This is a genomic window from Streptomyces sp. NPDC048417 (assembly GCF_040651615.1).
Taxonomy (GTDB): Bacteria; Actinomycetota; Actinomycetes; order Streptomycetales; family Streptomycetaceae; genus Streptomyces.
The window spans coordinates 1-20,859 of sequence record NZ_JBEZKI010000053.1; the positions used below are offsets into that span (position 1 = coordinate 1).

General features: G+C 73.1%; 19 protein-coding genes. 11 read left to right on the forward strand and 8 right to left on the reverse strand.

Annotated features, from left to right (window positions below; all coding sequences use genetic code 11):
* Nucleotides 1-119: 119 nt before the first annotated feature.
* The 3 genes from AB0D59_RS48330 to AB0D59_RS48340 all read left to right on the forward strand — a co-directional run bounded on the left by AB0D59_RS48330 (nucleotide 120) and on the right by AB0D59_RS48340 (nucleotide 3,476).
* Nucleotides 120-1,517 (forward strand): AlkA N-terminal domain-containing protein, encoded by a 1,398-nt coding sequence (locus AB0D59_RS48330; RefSeq protein WP_362578676.1) that lies wholly within the window; start codon nucleotides 120-122, stop codon nucleotides 1,515-1,517.
* Nucleotides 1,517-2,011 (forward strand): methylated-DNA--[protein]-cysteine S-methyltransferase, encoded by a 495-nt coding sequence (locus AB0D59_RS48335; RefSeq protein WP_362578679.1) that lies wholly within the window; start codon nucleotides 1,517-1,519, stop codon nucleotides 2,009-2,011. The genes AB0D59_RS48330 and AB0D59_RS48335 overlap by 1 nt, the downstream gene beginning before the upstream one ends.
* Nucleotides 2,012-2,294: 283 nt before the next feature.
* Nucleotides 2,295-3,476, forward strand: a complete 1,182-nt coding sequence (locus AB0D59_RS48340; protein WP_362578681.1) for an SGNH/GDSL hydrolase family protein — start codon at nucleotides 2,295-2,297, stop codon at nucleotides 3,474-3,476.
* A 4-nt stretch (nucleotides 3,477-3,480) separates the two neighbouring features.
* Here AB0D59_RS48340 and AB0D59_RS48345 read toward each other — a convergent pair whose 3' ends face one another.
* The gene (locus tag AB0D59_RS48345; protein ID WP_362578684.1) at nucleotides 3,481-3,966 is read right to left on the reverse strand and encodes a DUF456 domain-containing protein; all 486 of its coding nucleotides are present in this window, start codon (nucleotides 3,964-3,966) and stop codon (nucleotides 3,481-3,483) included.
* Nucleotides 3,967-3,987: 21 nt separating this feature from the next.
* The gene (locus AB0D59_RS48350) at nucleotides 3,988-4,968 is read right to left on the reverse strand and encodes a helix-turn-helix domain-containing protein (protein WP_362578687.1); all 981 of its coding nucleotides are present in this window, start codon (nucleotides 4,966-4,968) and stop codon (nucleotides 3,988-3,990) included.
* Nucleotides 4,969-5,462: 494 nt separating this feature from the next.
* Between AB0D59_RS48350 and AB0D59_RS48355 the strand changes: the two genes are divergently transcribed.
* Complete coding sequence (locus tag AB0D59_RS48355) at nucleotides 5,463-6,959, forward strand: protein phosphatase 2C domain-containing protein (RefSeq protein WP_362578690.1); 1,497 nt, start codon at nucleotides 5,463-5,465, stop codon at nucleotides 6,957-6,959.
* A gap of 60 nt (nucleotides 6,960-7,019) precedes the next feature.
* Nucleotides 7,020-8,762: a pyruvate dehydrogenase gene (locus tag AB0D59_RS48360; protein WP_362578693.1), complete on the forward strand. Its 1,743-nt coding sequence runs from the start codon at nucleotides 7,020-7,022 to the stop codon at nucleotides 8,760-8,762.
* A gap of 54 nt (nucleotides 8,763-8,816) precedes the next feature.
* Here AB0D59_RS48360 and AB0D59_RS48365 read toward each other — a convergent pair whose 3' ends face one another.
* Nucleotides 8,817-10,184 (reverse strand): helix-turn-helix domain-containing protein, encoded by a 1,368-nt coding sequence (locus AB0D59_RS48365; RefSeq protein ID WP_362578696.1) that lies wholly within the window; start codon nucleotides 10,182-10,184, stop codon nucleotides 8,817-8,819.
* A gap of 208 nt (nucleotides 10,185-10,392) precedes the next feature.
* On the opposite strand from AB0D59_RS48365, the gene AB0D59_RS48370 reads away from it, so the two are divergent.
* The 3 genes from AB0D59_RS48370 (at nucleotide 10,393) to AB0D59_RS48380 (ending at nucleotide 12,379) form a co-directional block, all read left to right on the forward strand.
* Entirely contained in the window at nucleotides 10,393-11,013 is a 621-nt protein-coding gene (locus AB0D59_RS48370; RefSeq protein ID WP_362578699.1) for a hypothetical protein, read from the forward strand.
* 144 nt (nucleotides 11,014-11,157) lie between these two features.
* Nucleotides 11,158-11,622 (forward strand): hypothetical protein, encoded by a 465-nt coding sequence (locus tag AB0D59_RS48375; RefSeq protein ID WP_362578702.1) that lies wholly within the window; start codon nucleotides 11,158-11,160, stop codon nucleotides 11,620-11,622.
* A gap of 307 nt (nucleotides 11,623-11,929) precedes the next feature.
* Nucleotides 11,930-12,379, forward strand: coding sequence for an ATP-binding protein (locus AB0D59_RS48380; protein WP_351697492.1), 450 nt, complete (start codon nucleotides 11,930-11,932; stop codon nucleotides 12,377-12,379).
* A gap of 79 nt (nucleotides 12,380-12,458) precedes the next feature.
* On the opposite strand, the gene AB0D59_RS48385 is transcribed toward AB0D59_RS48380, so the two are convergent.
* The gene (locus tag AB0D59_RS48385; RefSeq protein WP_362578705.1) at nucleotides 12,459-13,490 is read right to left on the reverse strand and encodes a DUF2637 domain-containing protein; all 1,032 of its coding nucleotides are present in this window, start codon (nucleotides 13,488-13,490) and stop codon (nucleotides 12,459-12,461) included.
* A 316-nt stretch (nucleotides 13,491-13,806) separates the two neighbouring features.
* The gene (locus tag AB0D59_RS48390) at nucleotides 13,807-14,631 is read right to left on the reverse strand and encodes a (2Fe-2S)-binding protein (RefSeq protein ID WP_362578708.1); all 825 of its coding nucleotides are present in this window, start codon (nucleotides 14,629-14,631) and stop codon (nucleotides 13,807-13,809) included.
* A gap of 163 nt (nucleotides 14,632-14,794) precedes the next feature.
* Between AB0D59_RS48390 and AB0D59_RS48395 the strand changes: the two genes are divergently transcribed.
* Complete coding sequence (locus AB0D59_RS48395) at nucleotides 14,795-15,562, forward strand: GntR family transcriptional regulator (protein WP_362578711.1); 768 nt, start codon at nucleotides 14,795-14,797, stop codon at nucleotides 15,560-15,562.
* 272 nt (nucleotides 15,563-15,834) lie between these two features.
* Here the strand turns inward: AB0D59_RS48395 and AB0D59_RS48400 are convergent, their stop codons facing one another.
* The 3 genes from AB0D59_RS48400 to AB0D59_RS48410 form a co-directional block, all read right to left on the reverse strand.
* Entirely contained in the window at nucleotides 15,835-16,335 is a 501-nt protein-coding gene (locus AB0D59_RS48400) for a DUF2231 domain-containing protein (protein ID WP_362578714.1), read from the reverse strand.
* 74 nt (nucleotides 16,336-16,409) lie between these two features.
* Nucleotides 16,410-17,177 (reverse strand): hypothetical protein, encoded by a 768-nt coding sequence (locus tag AB0D59_RS48405; RefSeq protein ID WP_362578717.1) that lies wholly within the window; start codon nucleotides 17,175-17,177, stop codon nucleotides 16,410-16,412.
* Nucleotides 17,178-17,345: 168 nt separating this feature from the next.
* A complete protein-coding gene (locus AB0D59_RS48410) occupies nucleotides 17,346-19,046 on the reverse strand; it encodes a PucR family transcriptional regulator ligand-binding domain-containing protein (protein ID WP_362578720.1) in 1,701 nt (566 codons plus the stop codon).
* A 353-nt stretch (nucleotides 19,047-19,399) separates the two neighbouring features.
* Between AB0D59_RS48410 and AB0D59_RS48415 the strand changes: the two genes are divergently transcribed.
* On the forward strand, nucleotides 19,400-20,290 hold the full coding sequence (locus AB0D59_RS48415; protein WP_362578722.1) for an FAD binding domain-containing protein: 891 nt from the start codon (nucleotides 19,400-19,402) through the stop codon (nucleotides 20,288-20,290).
* Nucleotides 20,290-20,859: a (2Fe-2S)-binding protein gene (locus AB0D59_RS48420; protein ID WP_362578725.1), complete on the forward strand. Its 570-nt coding sequence runs from the start codon at nucleotides 20,290-20,292 to the stop codon at nucleotides 20,857-20,859. Before AB0D59_RS48415 ends, AB0D59_RS48420 begins: the two co-directional genes overlap by 1 nt.

Below are 20,859 nucleotides of genomic sequence, written 5' to 3' on the forward strand. Positions count from 1 at the left end.
GGGACGGTGAAACAGGGGGTGGGGGTGGCGTACTGACGGCTGCAGCGCCGCCGGCCGACCAGCACCCCGTCCGATTCCCGCCAGCCGCACCCCCGCTCATCGCCCACACTTGAAGGGTGATGGACGAAGAGACCAGGTACGAGGCGGTGCGCAGCCGGGACGGGCGGTTCGACGGTGCGTTCTTCTTCGCCGTGCGGACCACCGGCATCTACTGCCGTCCCAGCTGCCCCGCCGTCACCCCGAAGCGGCACAACGTCCGCTTCTTCCGCACCGCCGCCGCCGCGCAGGGCTCCGGTTTCCGGGCCTGCCGCCGGTGCCGCCCGGACGCCGTGCCCGGGTCCGCCGAGTGGAACGCCCGTGCCGACGTCGTCGGCCGGGCCATGCGGCTGATCGGCGACGGCATCGTGGACCGGGAAGGCGTCGGCGGCCTCGCCGACCGGCTCGGCTACAGCGCCCGCCAGGTGCAGCGGCAGCTCACCGCCGAACTCGGCGCCGGCCCGGTCGCCCTCGCCCGGGCCCAGCGCGCCCACACCGCACGCGTGCTGCTCCAGACCACCGAGCTGCCGATCACGGAGATCGCGTTCGCGAGCGGATTCACCAGCGTGCGGCAGTTCAACGACACCGTCCGCACCGTCTACGCCACGACCCCGAGCGCACTGCGCGAGGCGGCGCCCGGCGGCCGGGGTGCCCGGCGCGGCTCCCCGGCCGCCGGGATCCCGCTGCGGCTCGCCCACCGCGGCCCGTACCAGGCCGGTCCCGTCTTCGACCTGCTGGAACGCGAGGCCGTACCCGGCGTGGAGGAGGTCACCGGCGCCCCCGGCGTCCGCACCTACCGCCGCACTCTGCGACTGCCGTACGGCCATGCCGTCGTCGCCGTCGAGGAACGGACCGGTGCCACGGCCGGCGCGGGCGGCGGTGCCCATCCCGGCGGCTGGCTCGACGCCCGGCTGCGCCTCACCGACCCACGTGACCTGACCACCGCCGTACAGCGGCTGCGTCGGCTGTTCGACCTCGACGCCGACCCGTACGCCGTCGACGAGCGGCTCGCCGAGGACCCACGGCTCGCTCCGCTGGTCGCCGCGCGGCCGGGGCTGCGCTCACCCGGCGCCGCGGATCCGGCCGAGGCCGCCGTGCGGGCCCTGGTCGGCACCGTCGGCGCCGAGCGGCTGGTCCAGCGGTACGGCAAGGTGCTGGACGCGCCCTCCGGCAGCCTCACCCACCTCTTCCCGGAGGTCGCCGTGCTCGCCGAGGCCGAACCGGATGGCACCCTCGGCGTGCTCGCCGCCGCGCTCGCGGACGGCACCGTACGGCTGGACCCGGGCGCCGACCGGGAGGACGCGGAGGCCGCCCTGCGGGCCCTGCCCGGACTGGAGCCGGCGGTCGTCGCCGTGATCCGGGTCCGCGCGCTCGGCGACCCCGACGTGGCCGCGCCCGGCCTGGACATACCGGACGACTGGCGGCCCTGGCGGTCGTACGCCGTCCGGCATCTGCTGGTGGAAGGAGAGCTGAGGAACTGATGGGTGTCACGTACTGGACGCGGATGGCCTCGCCGGTCGGGGAGTTGCTCCTGACGGCCGATACGGACGGGGTGTTGACGTCCCTGTCCGTCCCCGGGCAGAAGGGCGGTCGGAGCGTCGAGGCGGGGTGGCTCGCGGACGCGGGGCCCTTCCGGATGGCCGAGGAGCAGCTCGCCGCCTACTTCGCCGGTGAACTGAAGGAATTCCAACTGGAGTTGAGCGCCCACGGGACCGAGTTCCGGGAGCGGGTGTGGGGTGCGCTGGACGGCGTTCCGTACGGCGGGACGACGACGTACGGGGAGATCGCCGCGCGGATCGGGGCGTCCAGGATGGCGGTGCGGGCGGTCGGCGGGGCGATCGGGGCCAACCCGCTGCTGATCGTGCGGCCTTGTCACCGGGTGATCGGGGCGGACGGGTCGATGACCGGGTATGCGGGGGGACTCGAGCGAAAGGTCCGGCTGCTGACCTTGGAGGGAGCGGTGGCGGCGGGTTAGGGCTGGGGACCTCCCAGGCCCTCAAGGCACTGGGGGAGGCACGACTGCCCGCAGCTACGTCAGCTGACAAGGCACCCGCGGCTGAGGCGCCCCTTCAGGGGCGCGGGGAACTGCGCGAGCGACCACACACCACCCGCGGCCGGGATGCGGCCCGCGGATCTACGGCGCGGCTCCGCCCGGCTCGCGCTGCGCCACCCGGGTGGTCCCCCGGTCAAGTTGCTGACCCGCTCGGCATCCGTATGTCACCTTCCCCTCCAGTGGGCCTCAGGAAGGGCGGGCGTGGATGGGCAAGGTCGGGCGGGTCCTCGGCGCGGCGCTGCTGATCGCGATGGGCACGACAGGGCGGGCCGGTGCCGAGCCCGGCCCTTCGCTCTGGGCGGGGAGCTGGGAGGCCGCGCCGTCCGGTACCGCACCCGCCGTGCCCGGCGCCGCCTACCGCAATGTCGTTCACCTGAGCGTCGGAGGCAGTGCCGTACGGGTCCGGATCAGCAACCGGCTCGGCAGCGCACCGCTCCGCCTCGGCGCGGTCACCGTCGCCCTGCGTCAGGGCACCGGCCCGGACGCCGTACCCGGGTCGATGCGGGGCGCCACCTTCGGAGGCGCCGGCACCGCGGTCGTACCCGTCGGGCAGGACCTGGTCAGTGATCCCGTGTCCCTCGCCGCCCCGGCCGCCGCCGATCTGCTGGTCACGGTCGAGACCCCGGGCGACTCCGGTCCCGCCACCTATCACCGCGTCGCGCTCCAGACCAGCTACCTCGCCAGGCACGGCGCCGGCCGGGCCGCCGACGAGGGCGGGGCCGCGTACAGCAGGACCACCGGCAACTGGTACTACGTCACCGGCGTCGACGTGCGCAGCGTGACCCTCGGCACCGTGGTCGCCTTCGGCGACTCCCTCACCGACGGCAACGGCTCCTCATTCGGCACCAACCACCGCTGGCCCGACCGCCTCGCGGAACGGCTGCGCCCCTTCCGCATCGGCGTCCTCAACGCCGGGATCTCCGGCAACCGGCTGCTGCTCGACAGCACCGGAGGACCGGGCGCCCTGAACCGGCTGGACGCCGACGGGCTGGCCCGGACGGGTGTCCGGACCCTGGTCGTCCTCGAAGGCATCAACGACATCAAGGGCACCCCGGAGGCCACCGACCCCGCTGACTTCGTGCGCGCGTACCGGACGATCGTGGCCCGCGCCCATGCGCGCGGGATCCGGGTCGTCGGCGCGACGCTCACGCCCTATGAGGGGTACAGCGGCTACACCGAGGCCCGGGAGGCGGTACGGCAGCGGGTCAACGCGCTGATCCGCACCCGGCACGTCTTCGACGCGTACGTCGACTTCGACGCCGTCGTCCGCGACCCGGAGCAGCCGAGGCGGATCCGGCCCGCCTACGACCCCGGCGACCACCTGCACTTCAACGACGCCGGCATGCGCGCCCTGGCCGCCGCCGTGCGGCTCGTCGACCTGCTCTGAGCCCTCAGCCGCCCCAGGCCACCGCCACCAGCCAGCCCGCCGTGATCAGCAGGCAGGCGAACAGCTCGGCCAGCACGCTGGAGCCGCCCGCGTCCATCGTCGCGCGCAGCGCGGACGCCGCCTCCGCGTGGCGGCCGAGGCGGAGGCGCTCGTGCAGGTAGATCCCGGCCATGAAACCGGGGATCGCGCCGACCACGGGGAGCAGCACGAAGCCGAGGACGGCGCCGGTACCGGCGTACACGCCCATGCGGGGGGTGGCGCCGCTCGCCCGCAGCCGGCGCGGCGGCAGGGTCCAGCGGACCACCTGGGTGAGCAGGAGGACGACCGAGGCGCCGACCAGGACCGTCCAGGCCACCGGACGCGGGTCGTACAGCGCCCACCACAGCACCGCGGCCCACACCAGCCACGAACCCGGCACACCGGGCACCAGTACTCCGCACAGGCCGAGCACCAGCACCAGGCCGACCAGCAGGAGTTCCCCTGCTCCCATCTGCCCAGAGTGCCGTGCGGGTCAGTCCCGGGCCACCCAGCCCCGCTCGTAGGCGTGCCAGCCCAGTTGCAGCCGGGTCGTCACCCCGGCCAGCTCCATCAGCCGCTTCACCCGGCGCTGCACGGTCCTCAGGCCCAGGTCGAGCTGTTTGGCCACGCTCACGTCGGTCAGCCCGGCCAGCAGCAGGGACAGCACCTCCAGATCGGTGGCGTCGGGGGCGTCCGGCTGTTCCTCGGTCACCCCGGACGTGCCGAGGCGGAGCGGCAGCGCGGTCCGCCACACCGACTCGAGCAGTTCGGACAGCAGCTCCAGCAGGCCGCTGGCGTGCACCACCACCGCGGCGGGCTCCGAGGTCTGCGAGGTGAGCGGGACCATCGCGAGGGCGCGGTCCGCCACCACCAGTTTGGTCGGGACCCGGTCCACCACCCGCACCTGCTCGTCCCGGCCCAGCGCCGCCGTCAACTCCGTGATCCCGTGCGGCAGGTCGAGCACCGCGCGCTCCACCACCACCCGGTAGCGCACGCCCCGTCCGGCGGCCTGTTCCTCCGCCTCGTTCTCCATCCCGGAGACCACCATCGGGTTGCCGGTGACCAGCGCGCACACCTCGTCGCCGGCGCCCAGCTGGAGCTGGAGGAACCGCTGGGCAACGGCCGGGGCGCCGGTCACCACCTCCACCAGGTCGTGCACCGCCGGTTCGGCGGCCGCCGCCCGGTACTCCTCGGCCAGCAGCGCCGCCGCCAGCTCCGCCTTCTCCAGCTCGTGCCGCTGCTGCGTGAGCAGCGCGCCCAGCGCCACCCCGGGCGGCGCCGCCACCCAGCGGCCCGGCCGGCCCGAGGACTGGGCCGCGAGGCCGTGCCGCTCCAGCCGGCGCAGCGCGCGCTCGGTGTCCGGCTCGGCCAGCGTCAGCCGCCGCGCCAGGTCGGGCACCTCGGCGGCGCCCACGGACACCAGCGTCCGGTACGCCGACTCGTCCCTCTCGTCCAGACCGAGCGCTGTCAGCATCGACCCGCGTTCCTCCCTCGCAGTCGGGCACCGTGGCGGGAACCGGCCACGGCGCAAACCCGCCGCCGCACATCATCGCCGTACCGGCGGTCACTCTGCCAAGATCACGTCAGCGCGGCACCTTCACAGGGGATCCGGATCCGCGATTCACAGCTGGTCGCAAGGAACACCCGTCACAATCTGGCCTCCGGCCGACGCCACCGCGTCCGGCCGTGCGAACGGTGACCCGGGCCCATGACGCGCGTGCGTAGGGGATCTGGGGCCGGGTCACTCCGGTGTCGCCGGGTGGTTCTCCCGTGGGGGGTGGGACCACCCGGCGACTCACACGTGTCATCCGTACCGTCCGTACCGTCTCTCCCAGGCGTGTCGTCGACTCCCTTTCCTCGCACGGGTGTCCAGCGCGTCCCTCGACGCGCCGTTCGATATCGGGTCGTGTGCGGGGATTTTCCTGATGCCCCGTTTTCATCCGGCCCCTGCGGTGGACAATTAGGGGCATGAGCCAGCCAGGGGGTAGGCCCACCCGTCATGAGGACGACTGGTGGGGGCAGTTGTACGACGACTCCACCGAGGACACCGGCCCCACGGCCGCACCCGATTCCCTGGACGACCGCTTCGCCTCGGCGAAGAACACGGTGGCGGGACGGGGACGGCGGGGCGTCGCCGGGGAACCGGGCGCCGAGCCGGTCCCACCGGTCCCACCGGCCGTGCCGGTGCAGCCGAGCGGGACCGGGACCGGGACCGGTGCCGCGCCGGTCCCGCCGGCCGCTCGGGTGCCGTCGCCCGGCCCGACAGCCCCGCCGACCGTGGCGACTCCGCCGACCGTGCCCGCGCAACGCGCGCCCGCCGCGCCCACCGAGGCACCGGGCGAGGACACCACCACCGCCCGGAGGCCCTGGCCGTGGGACGAGGAGGACCAGGAGTTCCTGGAGGCGGACGACGACGCCTGGGCGGACTCGTACCCCGCCACCCGCCCCGACCTGGCCACGCTCCCGCCGCACTCCGCCCCGGCCGCCGCCCCCGTCTCCTCCGTGGATTACGTCGGCTCCGGCCCGCCCACCTACGACGCCGAACCCACCGCCCTGCCCGCCGCCGACCCCGACGAACTCGAAGACCTGGTCTCCGACACCGTGCTGGACGGCGCCCGCTACGGCACCTGCACCCTGCGGGCCGTCTCCCAGCGCGGCGACTCCGCCCGGTACCGGGGCGAGCCGCGCCGCGACGCCCTGCTCACCGCCCGGTTCGGGGCCGGCGACCAGGCCCTGCTCCTGGTCGCGATGGCCACCGGCGCCCGGGCCACGCCCGGCGCCCACCGGGCCGCCGCCGAGATCTGCGAGTGGATCGCCCGGGCGGTGGGCCGCAGCCACCAGCGGCTCACCGAGGACATCCAGGCCGCCCGGCGCGGCGACCTCAAGTCCGGGCTGCACCGGCTCACCGACCGAAGCCTCGGCAAACTCCGCGCCAGCGCCGCCGAACAGGGCGTCGCCGCCGAGGAGTACGCGGCCAGCCTGCGCTGCCTGCTCGTCCCCGCCCACCCCCAGTGCCGTACCCGGGTCTTCTTCGGGGTCGGGGAGGGCGGGCTGTTCCGGCTCCGGGACGGCGAGTGGCAGGACATCGAACCGCAGGTCGACGGCGACACCGCCGGTGAGGCCGTGGTCGGCTTCGGTTCGCTGCCGTCCGAGACCCCGGAGGGCGACCGGCTCACCATGGACCTCGGCATCCCGACCCCGCCGAGCCCCTACGAACCGGCCCCCGAACCGCCCCGCGACCCCTTCCTCTTCCGGGCCTCGGTAGCCCGCCCGGGTGACGCCCTGGTGATGTGCAGCGGCGGGCTCGCCGACCCGCTGCGCGGCGAGCCCGCCCTCTGTGCCTACCTGGCCCGACGCTGGTCCGGTCGTACCCCGCCGGGCCTCGCCGCGTTCCTCGCGGACGCCCAGGTGCGGGTGAAGGGCTACGCCGACGACCGTACGGCGGCGGTCGTCTGGGAGGCGTGACGCCGGTCCCTGTGCGTGGATGGGAGGTATCCGCCCACAGGGAAGGGGCACCCGTCCGCCATGGCCAAGCAGAACGTCGCCGAGCAGTTCGTCGACATCCTCGTCCGCGCCGGAGTGCGCCGCCTCTACGGCGTCGTCGGCGACAGCCTCAACCCGGTGGTCGACGCCGTCCGCCGCAACTCCGCCATCGACTGGATCCACGTCCGCCACGAGGAGACCGCCGCCTTCGCGGCCGGCGCGGAGGCCCAGGTCACCGGGAAGCTGGCGGCCTGCGCCGGCTCCTGCGGCCCGGGCAACCTGCACCTCATCAACGGCCTGTACGACGCCCACCGTTCGATGGCCTCGGTGCTCGCCCTCGCCTCGCAGATCCCCTCCAGTGAGATCGGCCTGGGCTACTTCCAGGAGACCCACCCCGACCGGCTCTTCCAGGAGTGCAGCCACTACAGCGAGCTGATCTCCAGCCCCAAGCAGATGCCCCGGCTGCTCCAGAGCGCCATCCAGCACGCGGTCGGCCGCAGCGGGGTGAGCGTGGTGAGCCTGCCGGGCGACATCGCCGACGAGCCCGCCCCGGACCATCCCGTCGAGAGCGCGATCGTCACCTCCCGGCCCACCGTCCGCCCCGGGGACGAGGAACTCGACAAGCTGGTCGCGATGATCGACGCGGCGGACAAGGTGACGCTGTTCTGCGGCAGCGGCACGGCCGGCGCGCACACGGAGGTCATGGAACTCGCCGGGAAGATCAAGTCCCCGGTGGGCCACGCCCTGCGCGGCAAGGAGCACATCCAGTACGACAACCCGTACGACGTCGGCATGAGCGGGCTGCTCGGCTACGGCGCCGCCTACGAGGCCACCCACGAGTGCGACCTGCTGATCCTGCTCGGCACCGACTTCCCGTACAACGCCTTCCTCCCCGACGACGTACAGATCGTCCAGGTCGACGTACGCCCCGAGGTGCTGGGCCGGCGGTCCCGTCTCGACCTCGCCGTGTGGGGCGATGTGCGCGAGACGCTGCGCTGTCTGGTGCCGCGGGTGCGGACCAAGGAGAACCGGCGGTTCCTCGACCGGATGCTCAAGAAGCACGCGGACGCGCTGGAGGGGGTGGTGAAGGCGTACACCCGGAAGGTCGAGAAGCACGTCCCGATCCACCCCGAGTACGTGGCCTCCGTACTGGACGAACTCGCCGACGAGGACGCGGTGTTCACGGTCGACACCGGCATGTGCAACGTCTGGGCCGCCCGGTACATCACGCCCAACGGCCGCCGCCGGGTGATCGGTTCCTTCTCGCACGGCTCGATGGCCAACGCGCTGCCGATGGCGATCGGCGCGCAGTTCACCGACCGGCGGCGGCAGGTCGTGTCGATGTCCGGGGACGGCGGCTTCGCCATGCTGATGGGCGACTTCCTGACGCTCGTGCAGTACGACCTGCCGGTGAAGGTCGTGCTGTTCAACAACTCGGCGCTCAGCATGGTCGAGTTGGAGATGCTGGTCGCGGGCCTGCCCTCGTACGGCACCACCAACGTCAACCCCGACTTCGCCGCCGTCGCCCAGGCCTGCGGTGCCTACGGGGTGCGGGTGGAGAAGCCCCGGCAGCTCGCCGGCGCGCTGAAGGACGCCTTCAAGCACAAGGGTCCGGCCCTGGTCGACGTCGTCACCGACCCCAACGCGCTGTCCATCCCGCCGAAGATCAAGGCCGACATGGTCACCGGCTTCGCGCTCTCCGCGTCCAAGATGGTCCTCGACGGCGGCGTGGGCCGGATGGTCCAGATGGCCCGCTCCAACCTGCGCAACATGCCGAGGCCGTAGGGGCTGTCGTCTGGATCGTGCCCGCGGCGCGGGGTCTGGACGACACCCCCTGGCTCATCCCTCGACCGGCACCCACTGGCGGACGCCGTTCACGAAGCCGTACCAGTAGTGCGGCAGGCCCTTGATGGAGCTGGTGCGGAACGGCCGGCCGTGGTCGTCGATCCGAACCGTGCCGGAGCGGCCCTGTGACGACCAGTCCAGTTCGAGATACCAGCGGCAGTCGCAGCCCTCGGTACGCGCGTTGACGCGCAGTACCTCCGGGTCAGTGGACGAGACCCGGTAGGGCAGCCGCATGGTCGAGACGGTCTGCCCGTCCGGGCCCTCGCCGGCCACGGGGCGGGCGAGGGGACGGTCCTTGTCCAGGTCGACGTCGAAGTAGCGCGGGGTGAGCCCGCCGCCGCAGCCGTCGGCCATGGAGTAGGCGATACCGGGTGCGGGCGTGGCCCGGCCGACGACCCGCACCCGCAGGTCCTCCAGGACGACGGCCGTGGACGAACGGCCCTGTACCGAGATCTGGACGATCGTGTCGTGGCCGTGCACTGCGTTCTGGGTGGCCGCCCAGGTGCCGGCGTCCTGCGGGACGGGCGGCGGCGGGACCTGCGCCGGCTGCTTGTCGATGACGTAGTCGTGGTCGCAGCCCAGCTCCCAGACCTGGGAGCTGGCGGTCCAGGCGAGCGGGACGGCGGTCGGGGCGGGGGTGGTGGGCGTGCTCGGGGCGGCGGCGGAGGAGAAGGTCTTGGTGCCGCCCGGTGAGGGGGACGGCGAGCGGCGGCCGGGCGCGCCGGAGTCGTGCGGTGTCGGGCCGGTGGGTGTGGGGTCGTGGCGCCGGGCGTCGCCGGCGGCGGTCGTGGGGGAGGAACCGGGGGACCGGACCGAGGCGCCGGCGGGCGGCCGGTCGTCCGAGGGGGCGATCAGGCTGCCCAGCGTCACCAGGAGAACGACGGCCACGGCCGAGCCGACCAGGGTGCGGCGACGGCGGTACCAGGGGCGGGGCGTGGGCCCGGACCGCGGTACCGGGTCGTCTGCGTTCTCGGCCGGGGCTTCCGGGGCTTCCGGTTCCGCTTCGGTCCGCTCCGAGGCCTCCGGAGCCGTCGGTTCGGGGTCCGGGGCCCCGGTGTCCTCCGCCGTCCGCGGTCGCTGCCGTGCCGCGACCGCCCGTAACCAGCGCTCGTGGAGTTCGAGCCGTTCCTGCGGAGTCGCCCCGCAGAACGCGGCCAGGCGTTCGACCGGAGCGAAGTCCAGCGGCACCGCCTCGCCCGCGCAGTAGCGATGCAGGGTGGAGGTGTTCATGTTCAGGCGGCGGGCCAGGGAGCCGTAGCTCCGGTCCGTACGGTCCTTCAACTGCCGCAGCAGCGCCGCGAACTCCTCGACGTCCTCGCGCACAGGTACCTTCCCCCGGTCGTCCGTATCCCAGGCACTCATATACCTGCACGTCAGCGGGGCTGGGATGGTTCCAGGGCAGCGGAACGGGCGGTTGCCGTTGCGGTTGCCGCAGGTGACCGCCGATGCTTCTGGTGTCGCACCGACCAGGGCCGGACCGACCAGGGCCGGACCGACCAGGGCCGGACCGACCAGCCGGCGCCGTCCGCGGCATCCCACACCCATGCACCGATCCAACGGGGGACCACCCATGCCCAAGCGCACCCGAGCAGGCGCGCTCACCGTACTCGCCGGCGCCGCACTGGCCGTAGGCACCACGCTCGCCGTCCCGGCGGCGGCCGCTCCGAAGGCGCCCGGCTTCCTCGCGGCGGCCGACCTGCCGCCGCACCCGAGCTCGTCGTGGACGGCCGGCAAGGTCACCGCGGGCGTGCCGGAGGCGGTCAAGCAGGACACCTGCCTGGGCATCGCCCTCGGCGGCGGACAGAACACCTGGTACCGGGAGTTCCGGACCGATCTCGACACCAGCGCCCGTCAGGTCAGCGTCGAACTGCCCAGTGTCAGCGCGGCGAAGGGCCGGGTCGCGAAGCTGGACGAGGACATCGTGTCCTGCGCGGACCGGATCGAGATGGAGGACCCGGAGACCTGGGCCGCCTTCCAGGACCACGGCGACCTGCCCGTCGGGGACGGCGCCCATGTCTACGCCCTGCACACCGAGACCTCCTGGGGCGCCAGCGACATCCGGCTGCTGTCGCTCGGCCGGGAGGGGAGCACCGTGACGGTCGTGGACTGGGGGCAGCTGGGCGGCTTCCAGGACGCGCCGGTGAAGGCGTTCAAGAAGACGACCACCACGGCCGTGAACAAGCTCCACTGACAGACGGGGGCCGTCCTCCCGCTCGGGGGAGGGGAGGACGGCCCCGACGGCCACCACGTACCGACCAAGTACGCAGGACAAGCACGGAAAACAAGCACAAAAACCAAGCACAGAAGACCAAGCACAGAAAACGGGGAATCAGACATGAGCACCAAGACCCGCACCGTCCTCACCGCCGGCGTGCTCGCCGTGGCCCTCGGGCTCGGCGTCACCGCCCAGGCCTCGGCCGGCGCGCCGCGCAGCGTCGGCGGCGCCCCGTCCGACAACCTCACCCGGATCGCCGACTTCTACGGCGCCTACATCGACGCCGAGAGCGACCCGGACGGAAGCGGCGACCTGCCGACCGCGCTGCGTGCCTACTACATCGCCCCGACCTACCTGAAGCAGCTGCAGGCCTGGGAGGACCGGGAGCACGCCGACGGGGTGCTGCAGGCCCAGAACACCCCGCTCAAGTGGAAGGTCACCGACAACGGCACGGCGAAGAACCGCACCGAGGCCGTCATCACCCTCACCTGGAGCCGCGACACGACCACGAAGCTGTTCGTCGACATGAGCCGGGGCTCCCACAAGATCATTCACATCGGCACCAAGGGCCTCGGGGGCAAGTAGGCGGAAGGGTAGGTTTCGGCCAGGTTCGTCGGTGCCGTGGACCGCGTGAATCAGCTCGGGGGGTTGTGCGAGGGGCTGTTTCACGCCGGGTCCCCGGCACCGTTGGCGCGTACGGGACGGTCCGGGAGGCGACGTACGGGCCGGGGCCGGTTCAGGACATGGCCGAACACCCGGTCGTCATCGGCGTGACATGACTGGCCCGTGCCCGAGCGGGCATGGATCCCCGTGAACGTGTTCGATCAGGAGGGGATCCGGCAACAACGTGCGGGCGGGGGTCATGAACAGTCAGGCACGAGGGGGCGGTCCCGTGGCCATCGGGGCCTCCTCGGCGCAGACGGCGGGGGAAGAGACCGACACGACGGAACGGGGGCACCCGTCCCAGCTCAGGCGGCGGCTGGGGCGGTCGGATCTGCGGGCGGTGCCCGAGGCGCGCCGGGAGCTGCGCGAACTGCTACGTCACTGGGGGAAACCGGGCCGCTCGGAGATCGCGGAACTGCTCACCAGTGAACTCGTCACCAACGCTCTCGTCCACACCGACCGCGAGGCCGTGCTGACGGCCGTCGTGGGACCCGGTCAACTACGTGTGGAGGTACGGGACTTCGTGGGCCGTCGGCCGCGCGTGTGTGCCCCGGACACCGGGGACGGCACCCACGGCCGGGGCCTGGTCCTGGTCGACTCCCTCGCGGACGCCTGGGGCGTCCAGCCGCACGAGGTGGGCAAGTCGGTGTGGTTCGAACTGGACGCGGACGCCGCCTGACGGCGCCTGCGCACCACGGGACGGGGGCGTGACCCTGAAGGTCACGCCCCCGTCCCGAGGTGCCGTCCGGCAGCGATGATCAACCGAACTGCTGCTCAAGGTCCTTGAGCTTGCGCTCCAGGGAGTCGAGGCGCGGCAGCGCCATTGTGTCGTCCTCCGCGGTCAGGTCGACGGTGATCGGGTCAGACCCTTTGCGGACGGGCTGGAGGGAGGGCCGCTGGCGTACGGGCAGCTGCTCCGGCGCCGATATGGCAGGCTCCGCAGTGGGCTGGGAGGCGCGCTCGACCTGGTGCACCTCGTCCTGCCGGCCGCGTCCGACGAAGCCCCGGTGACCCCGGCTGATGGCCTTGAGCTGGGCCCGCTCCAGACGGTCCTGCTCGCGGCGGCGCAGCCGGTTCGTCTCCTTCTGCCGCTTGTCCTCGCGCACCTCGTCGACCGCCTCGTCCAGGCTGCGCACGCCCTCCAGGAGCATCAGCGACCAGGCCCTGTAGGTCTCGATGGGGGCCCGCAGCCAGCGGACGATACGGATCTGCGGCAGCGGGCGCGGCACCAGGCCCTGCTCCCGCAGGGCGGCCTTGCGGGTCTGCTTCAGCGCGCGGTCGAAGAGGACGGCCGCGGAGAGCGACATGCCGGCGAAGAACTGGGGAGCGCCCGCGTGGTCGACGCCCCTGGGCGCGTGCACCCAGTTGAACCAGGCCGCGGCGCCGGCGAACGTCCACACGAGTATCCGGGAGCCGAGGGCCGCGTCACCGTGGCTCGCCTCGCGCACCGCGAGGACGGAGGAGAACATCGCCGCGCCGTCCAGGCCGAACGGGACCAGGTACTCCCAGCCGTCGGAGAGGCCGAGGTTCTGCTGGCCGAAGCCGACCAGACCGCGGAACGAGAGGGCCGCGGCCACCGCCGCGGAGCAGAACAGGAGCGCGTAGGAGACGGTGCCGTATATGGCTTCCTTGCGCCTGCGACGCTCCTCGCTACGCTCCCACGAGTCGTCCTTCGCGTGCTCCCCGCCGGACCGCTTGGAGCGCGTCAGCACCGTTACCGCGACCAGCATGCCCAGGAGCAGTACGGCGCCAGGAAGCAGCCAGTTCAGCGATATGTCGGTCAGTCTCATCTAGGGGTCCCTTGCATTGGGATAGGGCGTATCGCCCGCCATAGTGGCCCAATCCCACCGGCCCTCAGGGGGTTTCGGGGCAAGAGGCCGCCAAGGAAGTGCAAGGGATTGCCCCAGGCGGCATTCTGCTCGAACTGCCGCGTGAGGGGCGGGAGTTGAGTTCGAGTAAGAGTACCCATACGGGTGGTTCCTCGGAAAGTTCCTGCGGCAAGTGAGGAAGTTGTGAATTCCCTGTCGGCGCAAGGGTGATCCCGCACTTGGTGATCTTAGTGGATCCCGTGGGGTGCTCGACGCCGCGGGAACGCCTGAGGGTGCCTCAGGCCGCTGCGGCCGCCGTGAGTTTGACGATCCGTTCGTCGTCGCAGGTCCGCGGGCAGGTGGCGCAGGTGTCCGCGGGGCGGAGCGTGTAGTACATGCAGCAGCTCGCCCGGTCCCGGGTCGGCAGCGGCTCGCCCGCCGGGCCGGTCAGTACCCGGAAGGCGGCCGAGCCGACGTACGGCTTGGTGGCGCCTGGGAGGAGCTGTTCGAGTTCGCGTACGACCCGTGCCTCGTCCCCGAGCAGTCCGGCGATGTACCAGAGTCCCTCGACGACCTCGTCGGTCGCCATGCCCCACAGGGCGCGCCCGCGTCGCCGCATCCGCGGTCCGAAGCCGCCGAGGACCGGTTCCAGGTGCTCGGCGACGGCCGCCCGCACCTCGGCCCGCAGTGCCTCCTCGTCGGCCACGACGACCGCGCCGGGCAGCGCCGCCGCCGGGTCGCCGGGGAGGCAGGCGAACGAGGCGACGCGCACGGCCATCCGGCCCGCCGTCCGGTCGTACGACACATCGGTCGCGGGGAGGCGGGGGACCCGGCGGTCCAGGAACCAGGGGAGGGTGATCAGGAGGCAGGCGGCCCAGCCGTAGCGGTGCAGGCCGAAGGTCGCGACCACGTCGGGGCGGGCCGGCTTTCCCTCGTCGCGCAGGATCTGGTCCTCGTCCCAGGCCAGGAAGGTGTCCAGACCGGCCCCGCCCGCCGCCAGCTCGGCGGCGCCGACCCAGTCGCCGCCCCGGGGTGCCGCGTCGCCCGGCCCCAGCTCCGTGACCGCCAGGTCCGGGCAGACCTCGGTGAGGCGGGCGTAGGAGGCGGAGACGGGGGAGATCATGGGCTACCGCCGATCGGGTGAGGGTCGACCGTCAGATAAGTAAGCCTTACCTTACCCGCCCGTTCGGAAATTTGAACCAGCGCCTTGTGCGCCTAAGGTGCTTGACGGACAAGTAACAACCCGCCGTTAATGACCCAAGTGCCGACGAGCCGGAGGAGGACCCGTGGACCAGCGCGCGCACGCGGCTCCCGCCGAGACGGCCAGGGTGCCGGCGCAGTCACGGTCCGGGGAGTCGGTGCGGGAGGCGCCCGGTTTCCCCGTCGGCCCGCCGGCCGCGCGGGGCGAGCACACGCACAGCGAGCGGCCGATCCCGCAGCCGAGGCCCGCAGTGCAGCGGGCGTCCGTGCGCGGGCAGATCCTCGACGCGTTGCGTACGGCGCTGGTCGGCGGGGAGCTGGCGCCCGGCGAGGTGTACTCGGCGCCGGTGCTGGGGGAGCGGTTCGGGGTCTCCGCGACGCCGGTGCGTGAGGCGATGCAGCAGCTGGCGCTGGAGGGCGCGGTCGAGGTCGTGCCCAACCGCGGGTTCCGGGTCGTGGAGCGGGGCGCTCGCGAGCTCGCGGAACTGGCCGAGGTGCGGGCGCTGATCGAGGTGCCGGTGATGCTGCGGCTGGCGCGCAGCGTGCCGGGTGAGCGGTGGGCCGCGTTGCGGCCGCTCGCCGAGGAGTCGGTGCGGGCGGCGGCGACGGGATGCCGGGTGACGTACGCGGAGGCCGACCAGGCGTTCCACCGGGCGGTGCTGGCCCTCGCGGGCAATGAACAGCTGGTACAGATCGCGGAGGACCTGCACCGCCGTGCGGTTCCGCTGCGCGGGGCCCGCGCCGACCTGATGTCGGACGCGGCGGAGCATGCGGCGCTGCTGGAGGCGTTGATCGCGGGGGAGCTGGATGCCGTGCGCAGGTTGGTGGCCGGGCATTTCGCTGCCGCGGGCTGAGCGGGGGAGGGCGTTTGCGCGGCGGCCTGCCGTAGGGGTGGCGGCCGGGTGTCGGGATGTGGTGGGTGCCGGGGGACCGCCGTGGAGGTGCGGATCGGTTGCCGGGTGCGGGTGCGTCGCGGCTGGTCGCGCAGTTCCCCGTGCGCCGCGCGAGGCACGTCATAGCCGCGGCGGCACGCGTGGGCGCTGGGGGTCCCCTCGGGGAGAGGTGCCCTTCCGGCGCCGGTGAGCGAAATCCCAGGGCCCCAGACCCGCACCCGGCTTGGGTGGCGTCAGTTCCCCTGTGCCGTCTTGTCGTACGCGTCGTGCCAGGCCGCCTTCGCGCCGGAGTCGCCTATGCGGTAGACGTCGACCACCGCGCCGACGCCCACGGCCACCGACAGCACGCCCACCGCGATGCGCACCGGGAGGGTCGACCAGCGGCCGCCCTTGCCGGGAGTCTGTTCCTCCCGGGTGCGCCGCGTCGCCCACCACACGACCGTGGCCAGCACGAACAGACCCAGCGCCCACGGCAGCAGTCCGTCACCCAGTTCGGTGTGGCGGCGGACCAGGGTGTCCTCGGTGACGTGCCGCTCCAGCCACTCGCCGGCTTGGGTCGCCAGCGGCACGCTGACCAGGGCGACCAGGGCGAGCGCGGGCAGCAGTACGCCCAGCCGCCGGGCGGCCCGCGGCCACAGCGCGGCGGCCACCAGGGCGAGGGCGGTCAGCGGGACCAGGACGACGACGATGTGGACCAGCAGGACATGGGCCGGCAGGCCGTTGACGGTGCTCATGGCAAAGCGCTCCTGAGGGGATCGGGGCGCGTCAGCCTGGCACAGCAAACTCTCAGTTTTCTCTGAGGCGCGTCTCAGGCGGTCGCCGCTCCCGGGGCGGGCGGCGTCAGCTGGCTTGCCAGCCAGGTCGGGACGCCGCCCAGGAGGCGGAAGAGCCGGCCCGCCTCCTCCCGTAGCCGCGACGCCTCCGGCTCGGTCTCCGTGTCGGCCAGGGACGCGAGTGCCGGTGCCGTGCCCACCAGGTAGCCCAGCTCCTCCCTGATCCGCAGGGACTCCGCGAAGCCGTGCCGGGCCTCCGCCAACTCCCCCTCCCGCAGCGCCAGTCCGGCCAGATGCCGCCAGGTGAAGGAGAGCAGCAGCGGGTCGGCGTGGGTGGTGGCGGCCGCGTGGGCCCGGCGGTAGGCCGCCCGCGCCGCCTGCGGGGAGCGGGTCAGGTTCTCCGCCAGCAGGCCCCGGCGGAAGTCGAGGAGGGCCCGTCCCGGCGCCCCCGGAGGGATCAGCGCGGCCGCTCTGCCGAGCGCGGCCCGCGCCTCGTCGGCCCGGTCCCGCACCCCGTGCAGCGTGGCCGCGTAGGCGAGTTGGCCGCGCTCGCACGCGGCGGCGCCCCGTTCCTCGTCGGTGCGGGCCACCGCCTCCGCCGTCCGCAGCGCGTCCTCCGCCTCTCCCCAGCCGCCCTCGGTGTACAGACACCGTTCGACCATCAGCCCCGCCCGTTGCAGGGAGGACGTCGGCGTGTCCGCCGGCAGCAGTGCCGCCGCGTCGGCCCAGCAGGCCCGCGAGCGCAGCCGCCATACCGCGGTCTGGAGCGGATCGTCACCGGCGTTCGTTCCGTTCCCAGACATGGCGGAGTACGCCACGTTGCCCTCCCCTTGCACGCCGTCGAGCAGTTGAGTGGTGGCCGCATTCCAGCATCGATCACCACGCGGGGCCAAGAGGGTGGGTGAATAATTTCACAAAGTCGTGGGACGGCGAGGCCACTTGGCGCGAGCCGGTCGCACGCCCGCGTGACCTCAACTCATCCGCAATGCCAAGAAGAAATCGAGCTTGTCCTCCAGTCGGGAGAGGTCCCGGCCCGTCAACTGCTCGATCCTGCCCACGCGATAGCGCAGTGTGTTGACGTGCAGGTGGAGGCGGGTGGCGCAGCGGGTCCAGGAACCGTCGCAGTCGAGGAACGCCTCGAGGGTCGGGATCAGCTCGGCGCGGTGCCGGCGGTCGTAGTCCCGGAGGGGGTCCAGCAGGCGGGCGGTGAAGGCGCGGCGGACGTCGTCGGGGACGAAGGGGAGCAGCAGGACGTGCGAGGCCAGTTCCTGGTGGCCGGCCGCGCAGACCCGGCCGGGGCGGGCGGCGGCCACCCGGCGGGCGTGCCGGGCCTCCTCCAGGGCCCCGCGCAGCCCCTCCGCCGAGTGCACGGCCGCGCTGACGCCGAGGGTGACCCGGCCGTCGTCGTCCAGGCCGGCGGACAGGGGGTCCCGCACCGCCTTCAGGAGGGCGTCGGCGTGGATACCGGACTCCGAGCCGTCGTGCTCGGCGGCGACCGCGGGAAGCGGGACCAGGGCGATCGCCTCGTCTCCGGTGTGGGCAACCGCTATCCGGTCGGACGGCTCCGGGCCGGTGGCCAGCGGGTCGACCAGGATCTCTTCGAGCAGCGACTGCGCGACCGGGCCGCCCTCGATCTCGCCGCCCTCCCACTCGGCGCGGGCGACCACCACCTGCCAGTGCGGGGCCGCGCCGAGGCCGGGCAGCAGGACGGGCGCGGCCACTCGCAGGCGCGCGGCGATCTCCGCCGGAGCCGCGCCCGTCTGGACCAGTTCCAGCACCTCCTGGGCGAGCCGGCGCCGTACCGTACGGGCCGCGTCGCGGCGGTCGCGCTCGACGGCGATCAGCTGGGTGACGCCCTGGAGCAGGTCGAGGCGCTCGTCCTGCCAGTCGCCGGCGTCCGCCTCGACGGCCAGCAGCCAGTCCGAGAGCACGGTCTCGCGCACGTCCCGCGCGCCCTGCGGGGAGCGGCCTCCCCCAGCCGCCCCGGGGCGGTGCCCCCAGGACCGGATCGGGAAGAGGGAGTACGTCGTGGAGCCGAGGAGGACGCGGTGCGGGCCCCGGCGGCCGGTGCGGGTCGCGGCCAGGTGCTCGGCGGCCAGCTGGGCGCAGGCGTCGGCGGGCAGTGCGGGCCCGGACACCTTGGAGCCCGCGATCAGACGGCCGGTCGGGGAGAGCACCCAGGCGCGCAGGTCGAGGTCCGAGCCGAGCAGGTCCAGGACCACGTCCGGGCCGCCGCCCGCCGGGCCCGAGGTCATCATCCGGCGGTGCCGGTCGACGACGGCCGCGAGGTCCCCGGCCCGCTCGCCGCTGACCTGCCGTACGACGTGCTCGGTGATCGTTGCGAACGCCACCGACTCGTGCACCGCGAAGAGCGGGAGCCGGTTCCGGGCGCAGGCCACCACCAGGTCGTCCGGGATGTCCCCCAGCTCGGCCTCACCGGCCGCCAGCGCGGCCACCCCGGCCTGCGCGAGGAGTCGTACGAACGGCTCGGAGTCCGCGGCGTCCCGGCGCCAGGCCAGGCCCGTCAGCACCAGCTCACCGCCCGAGAGGTAGCGGCTGGGGTCACGCAGGTCCGTGGTCATCACCCCGCGCACCGCGCGGTCCAGCTCGTCCTCGCCGCCGAGCAGCCGCAGGCCCAGCGCATCGGTGTCCAGCAGTGCGCGCAGCCGCATCTCGTCGCCGCCGTTCTGTGTCTCGAAATCTACGATGAATCTTGCAGTGTCAGGGATGAGGCACCCGGCGTGCGGGGTCACGGGCCGAGATCGCGGGGTGCCTGGGCGTTTCCTGCGTTTCCACAGGAAAAGCAGGAGGTTACTGATGACCTCCGTTCATACGAATCTACAAGATGCCCGTGCTGGCCAGCCAACTCCTTCATGGTTTCGGTGACTGACCCCACTGGAGTACGGGGCGGTGTACTGGCGTCATTCCGCGTTAACAGGACATGAACGAGCCGGGCCCGCCGCACACGGATTGGCTCAATCCGCACGACTCACGAGACTTAACGAGACGGAGAAGAGAGCCGGTCATGGACTTCCTTCGCCCCGCCAGCTGGGAGGAGGCGCTCGCCGCGAAGGCCGAGCACCCCACCGCAGTGCCGATCGCGGGTGGCACCGATGTGATGGTCGAGATCAACTTCGACCACCGCCGGCCCGAGTACCTCCTCGATCTCAACCGCATCGGCGATCTCTACGAATGGGAGGTCGGCGAGGAGAGCGTACGGCTCGGCGCCTCCGTGCCGTACACCCGGATCATGGAGAACCTGCGCACCGAGCTGCCGGGCCTGGCCCTCGCCTCGCACACCGTCGCCTCCCCGCAGATCCGCAACCGCGGCGGTGTCGGCGGCAACCTCGGTACCGCCTCCCCGGCCGGTGACGCCCACCCGGCGCTGCTCGCGGCCGGCGCCGAGGTCCAGGCCGAGTCGGTGCGCGGCACCCGGCTCATCCCCGTCGACGACTTCTACACCGGCGTCAAGCGCAACGCCCTCGCGCCGGACGAGCTGATCCGCGCGGTGCACGTGAAGAAGGCCGACGGACCCCAGCAGTACTCCAAGGTCGGCACCCGCAACGCCATGGTCATCGCCGTCTGCGCCTTCGGGCTCGCCCTGCACCCGCGGACGCGGACCGTGCGGACCGGGATCGGTTCGGCCGCGCCCACGCCGGTGCGCGCGAGGACCGCCGAGGACTTCCTGAACGCGGCGCTCGACGAGGGCGGCTTCTGGGACAACGGAAAGATCATCACGCCGTCGGTCGCCAAGCAGTTCGCGGACCTGTGCGCCGCCGCCTGCAACCCGATCGACGACGTCCGGGGCACCGCGAGCTACCGCCGCCACGCGGTCGGTGTGATGGCCCGCCGGACGCTCACCTGGACCTGGGAGTCGTACCGCGGCGCCCGCCGCATCACGGAGGGAGTGGCGTAATGCGCGTCAACTTCACTGTCAACGGACGCCCGCAGGAAGCCGACGACGTCTGGGAGGGCGAGTCCTTGCTCTACGTGCTGCGCGAGCGGCTCGGTCTCCCCGGCTCCAAGAACGCCTGCGAGCAGGGGGAGTGCGGGTCCTGCACCGTCCGGCTGGACGGCGTGCCCGTGTGTTCCTGCCTGGTCGCGGCCGGTCAGGCCGAGGGCCGCGAGGTCGTCACCGTCGAGGGGCTCGCCGACTTCGCCGAGCAGCGTGAGCGCGGTACTTCCTGCGGGACCCCGCTGGACGAGGCGAAGACGTGGGCCGCCAAGGGCACCGACTCCCACACCGGCGAAGGCACCCCGCTCTCCCCGATCCAGCAGGCGTTCATCGACGCCGGCGCCGTGCAGTGCGGCTTCTGCACCCCGGGTCTGCTGGTCGCCGCCGACGAGATGCTGGAGCAGAACCCGACCCCGACCGACGCGGACATCCGCGAGGCGCTGTCCGGCAACCTGTGCCGCTGCACCGGCTACGAGAAGATCATGGACGCGGTCCGTCTCGCGGCCGCCCGGCAGGGAGAGGCGGTCTGA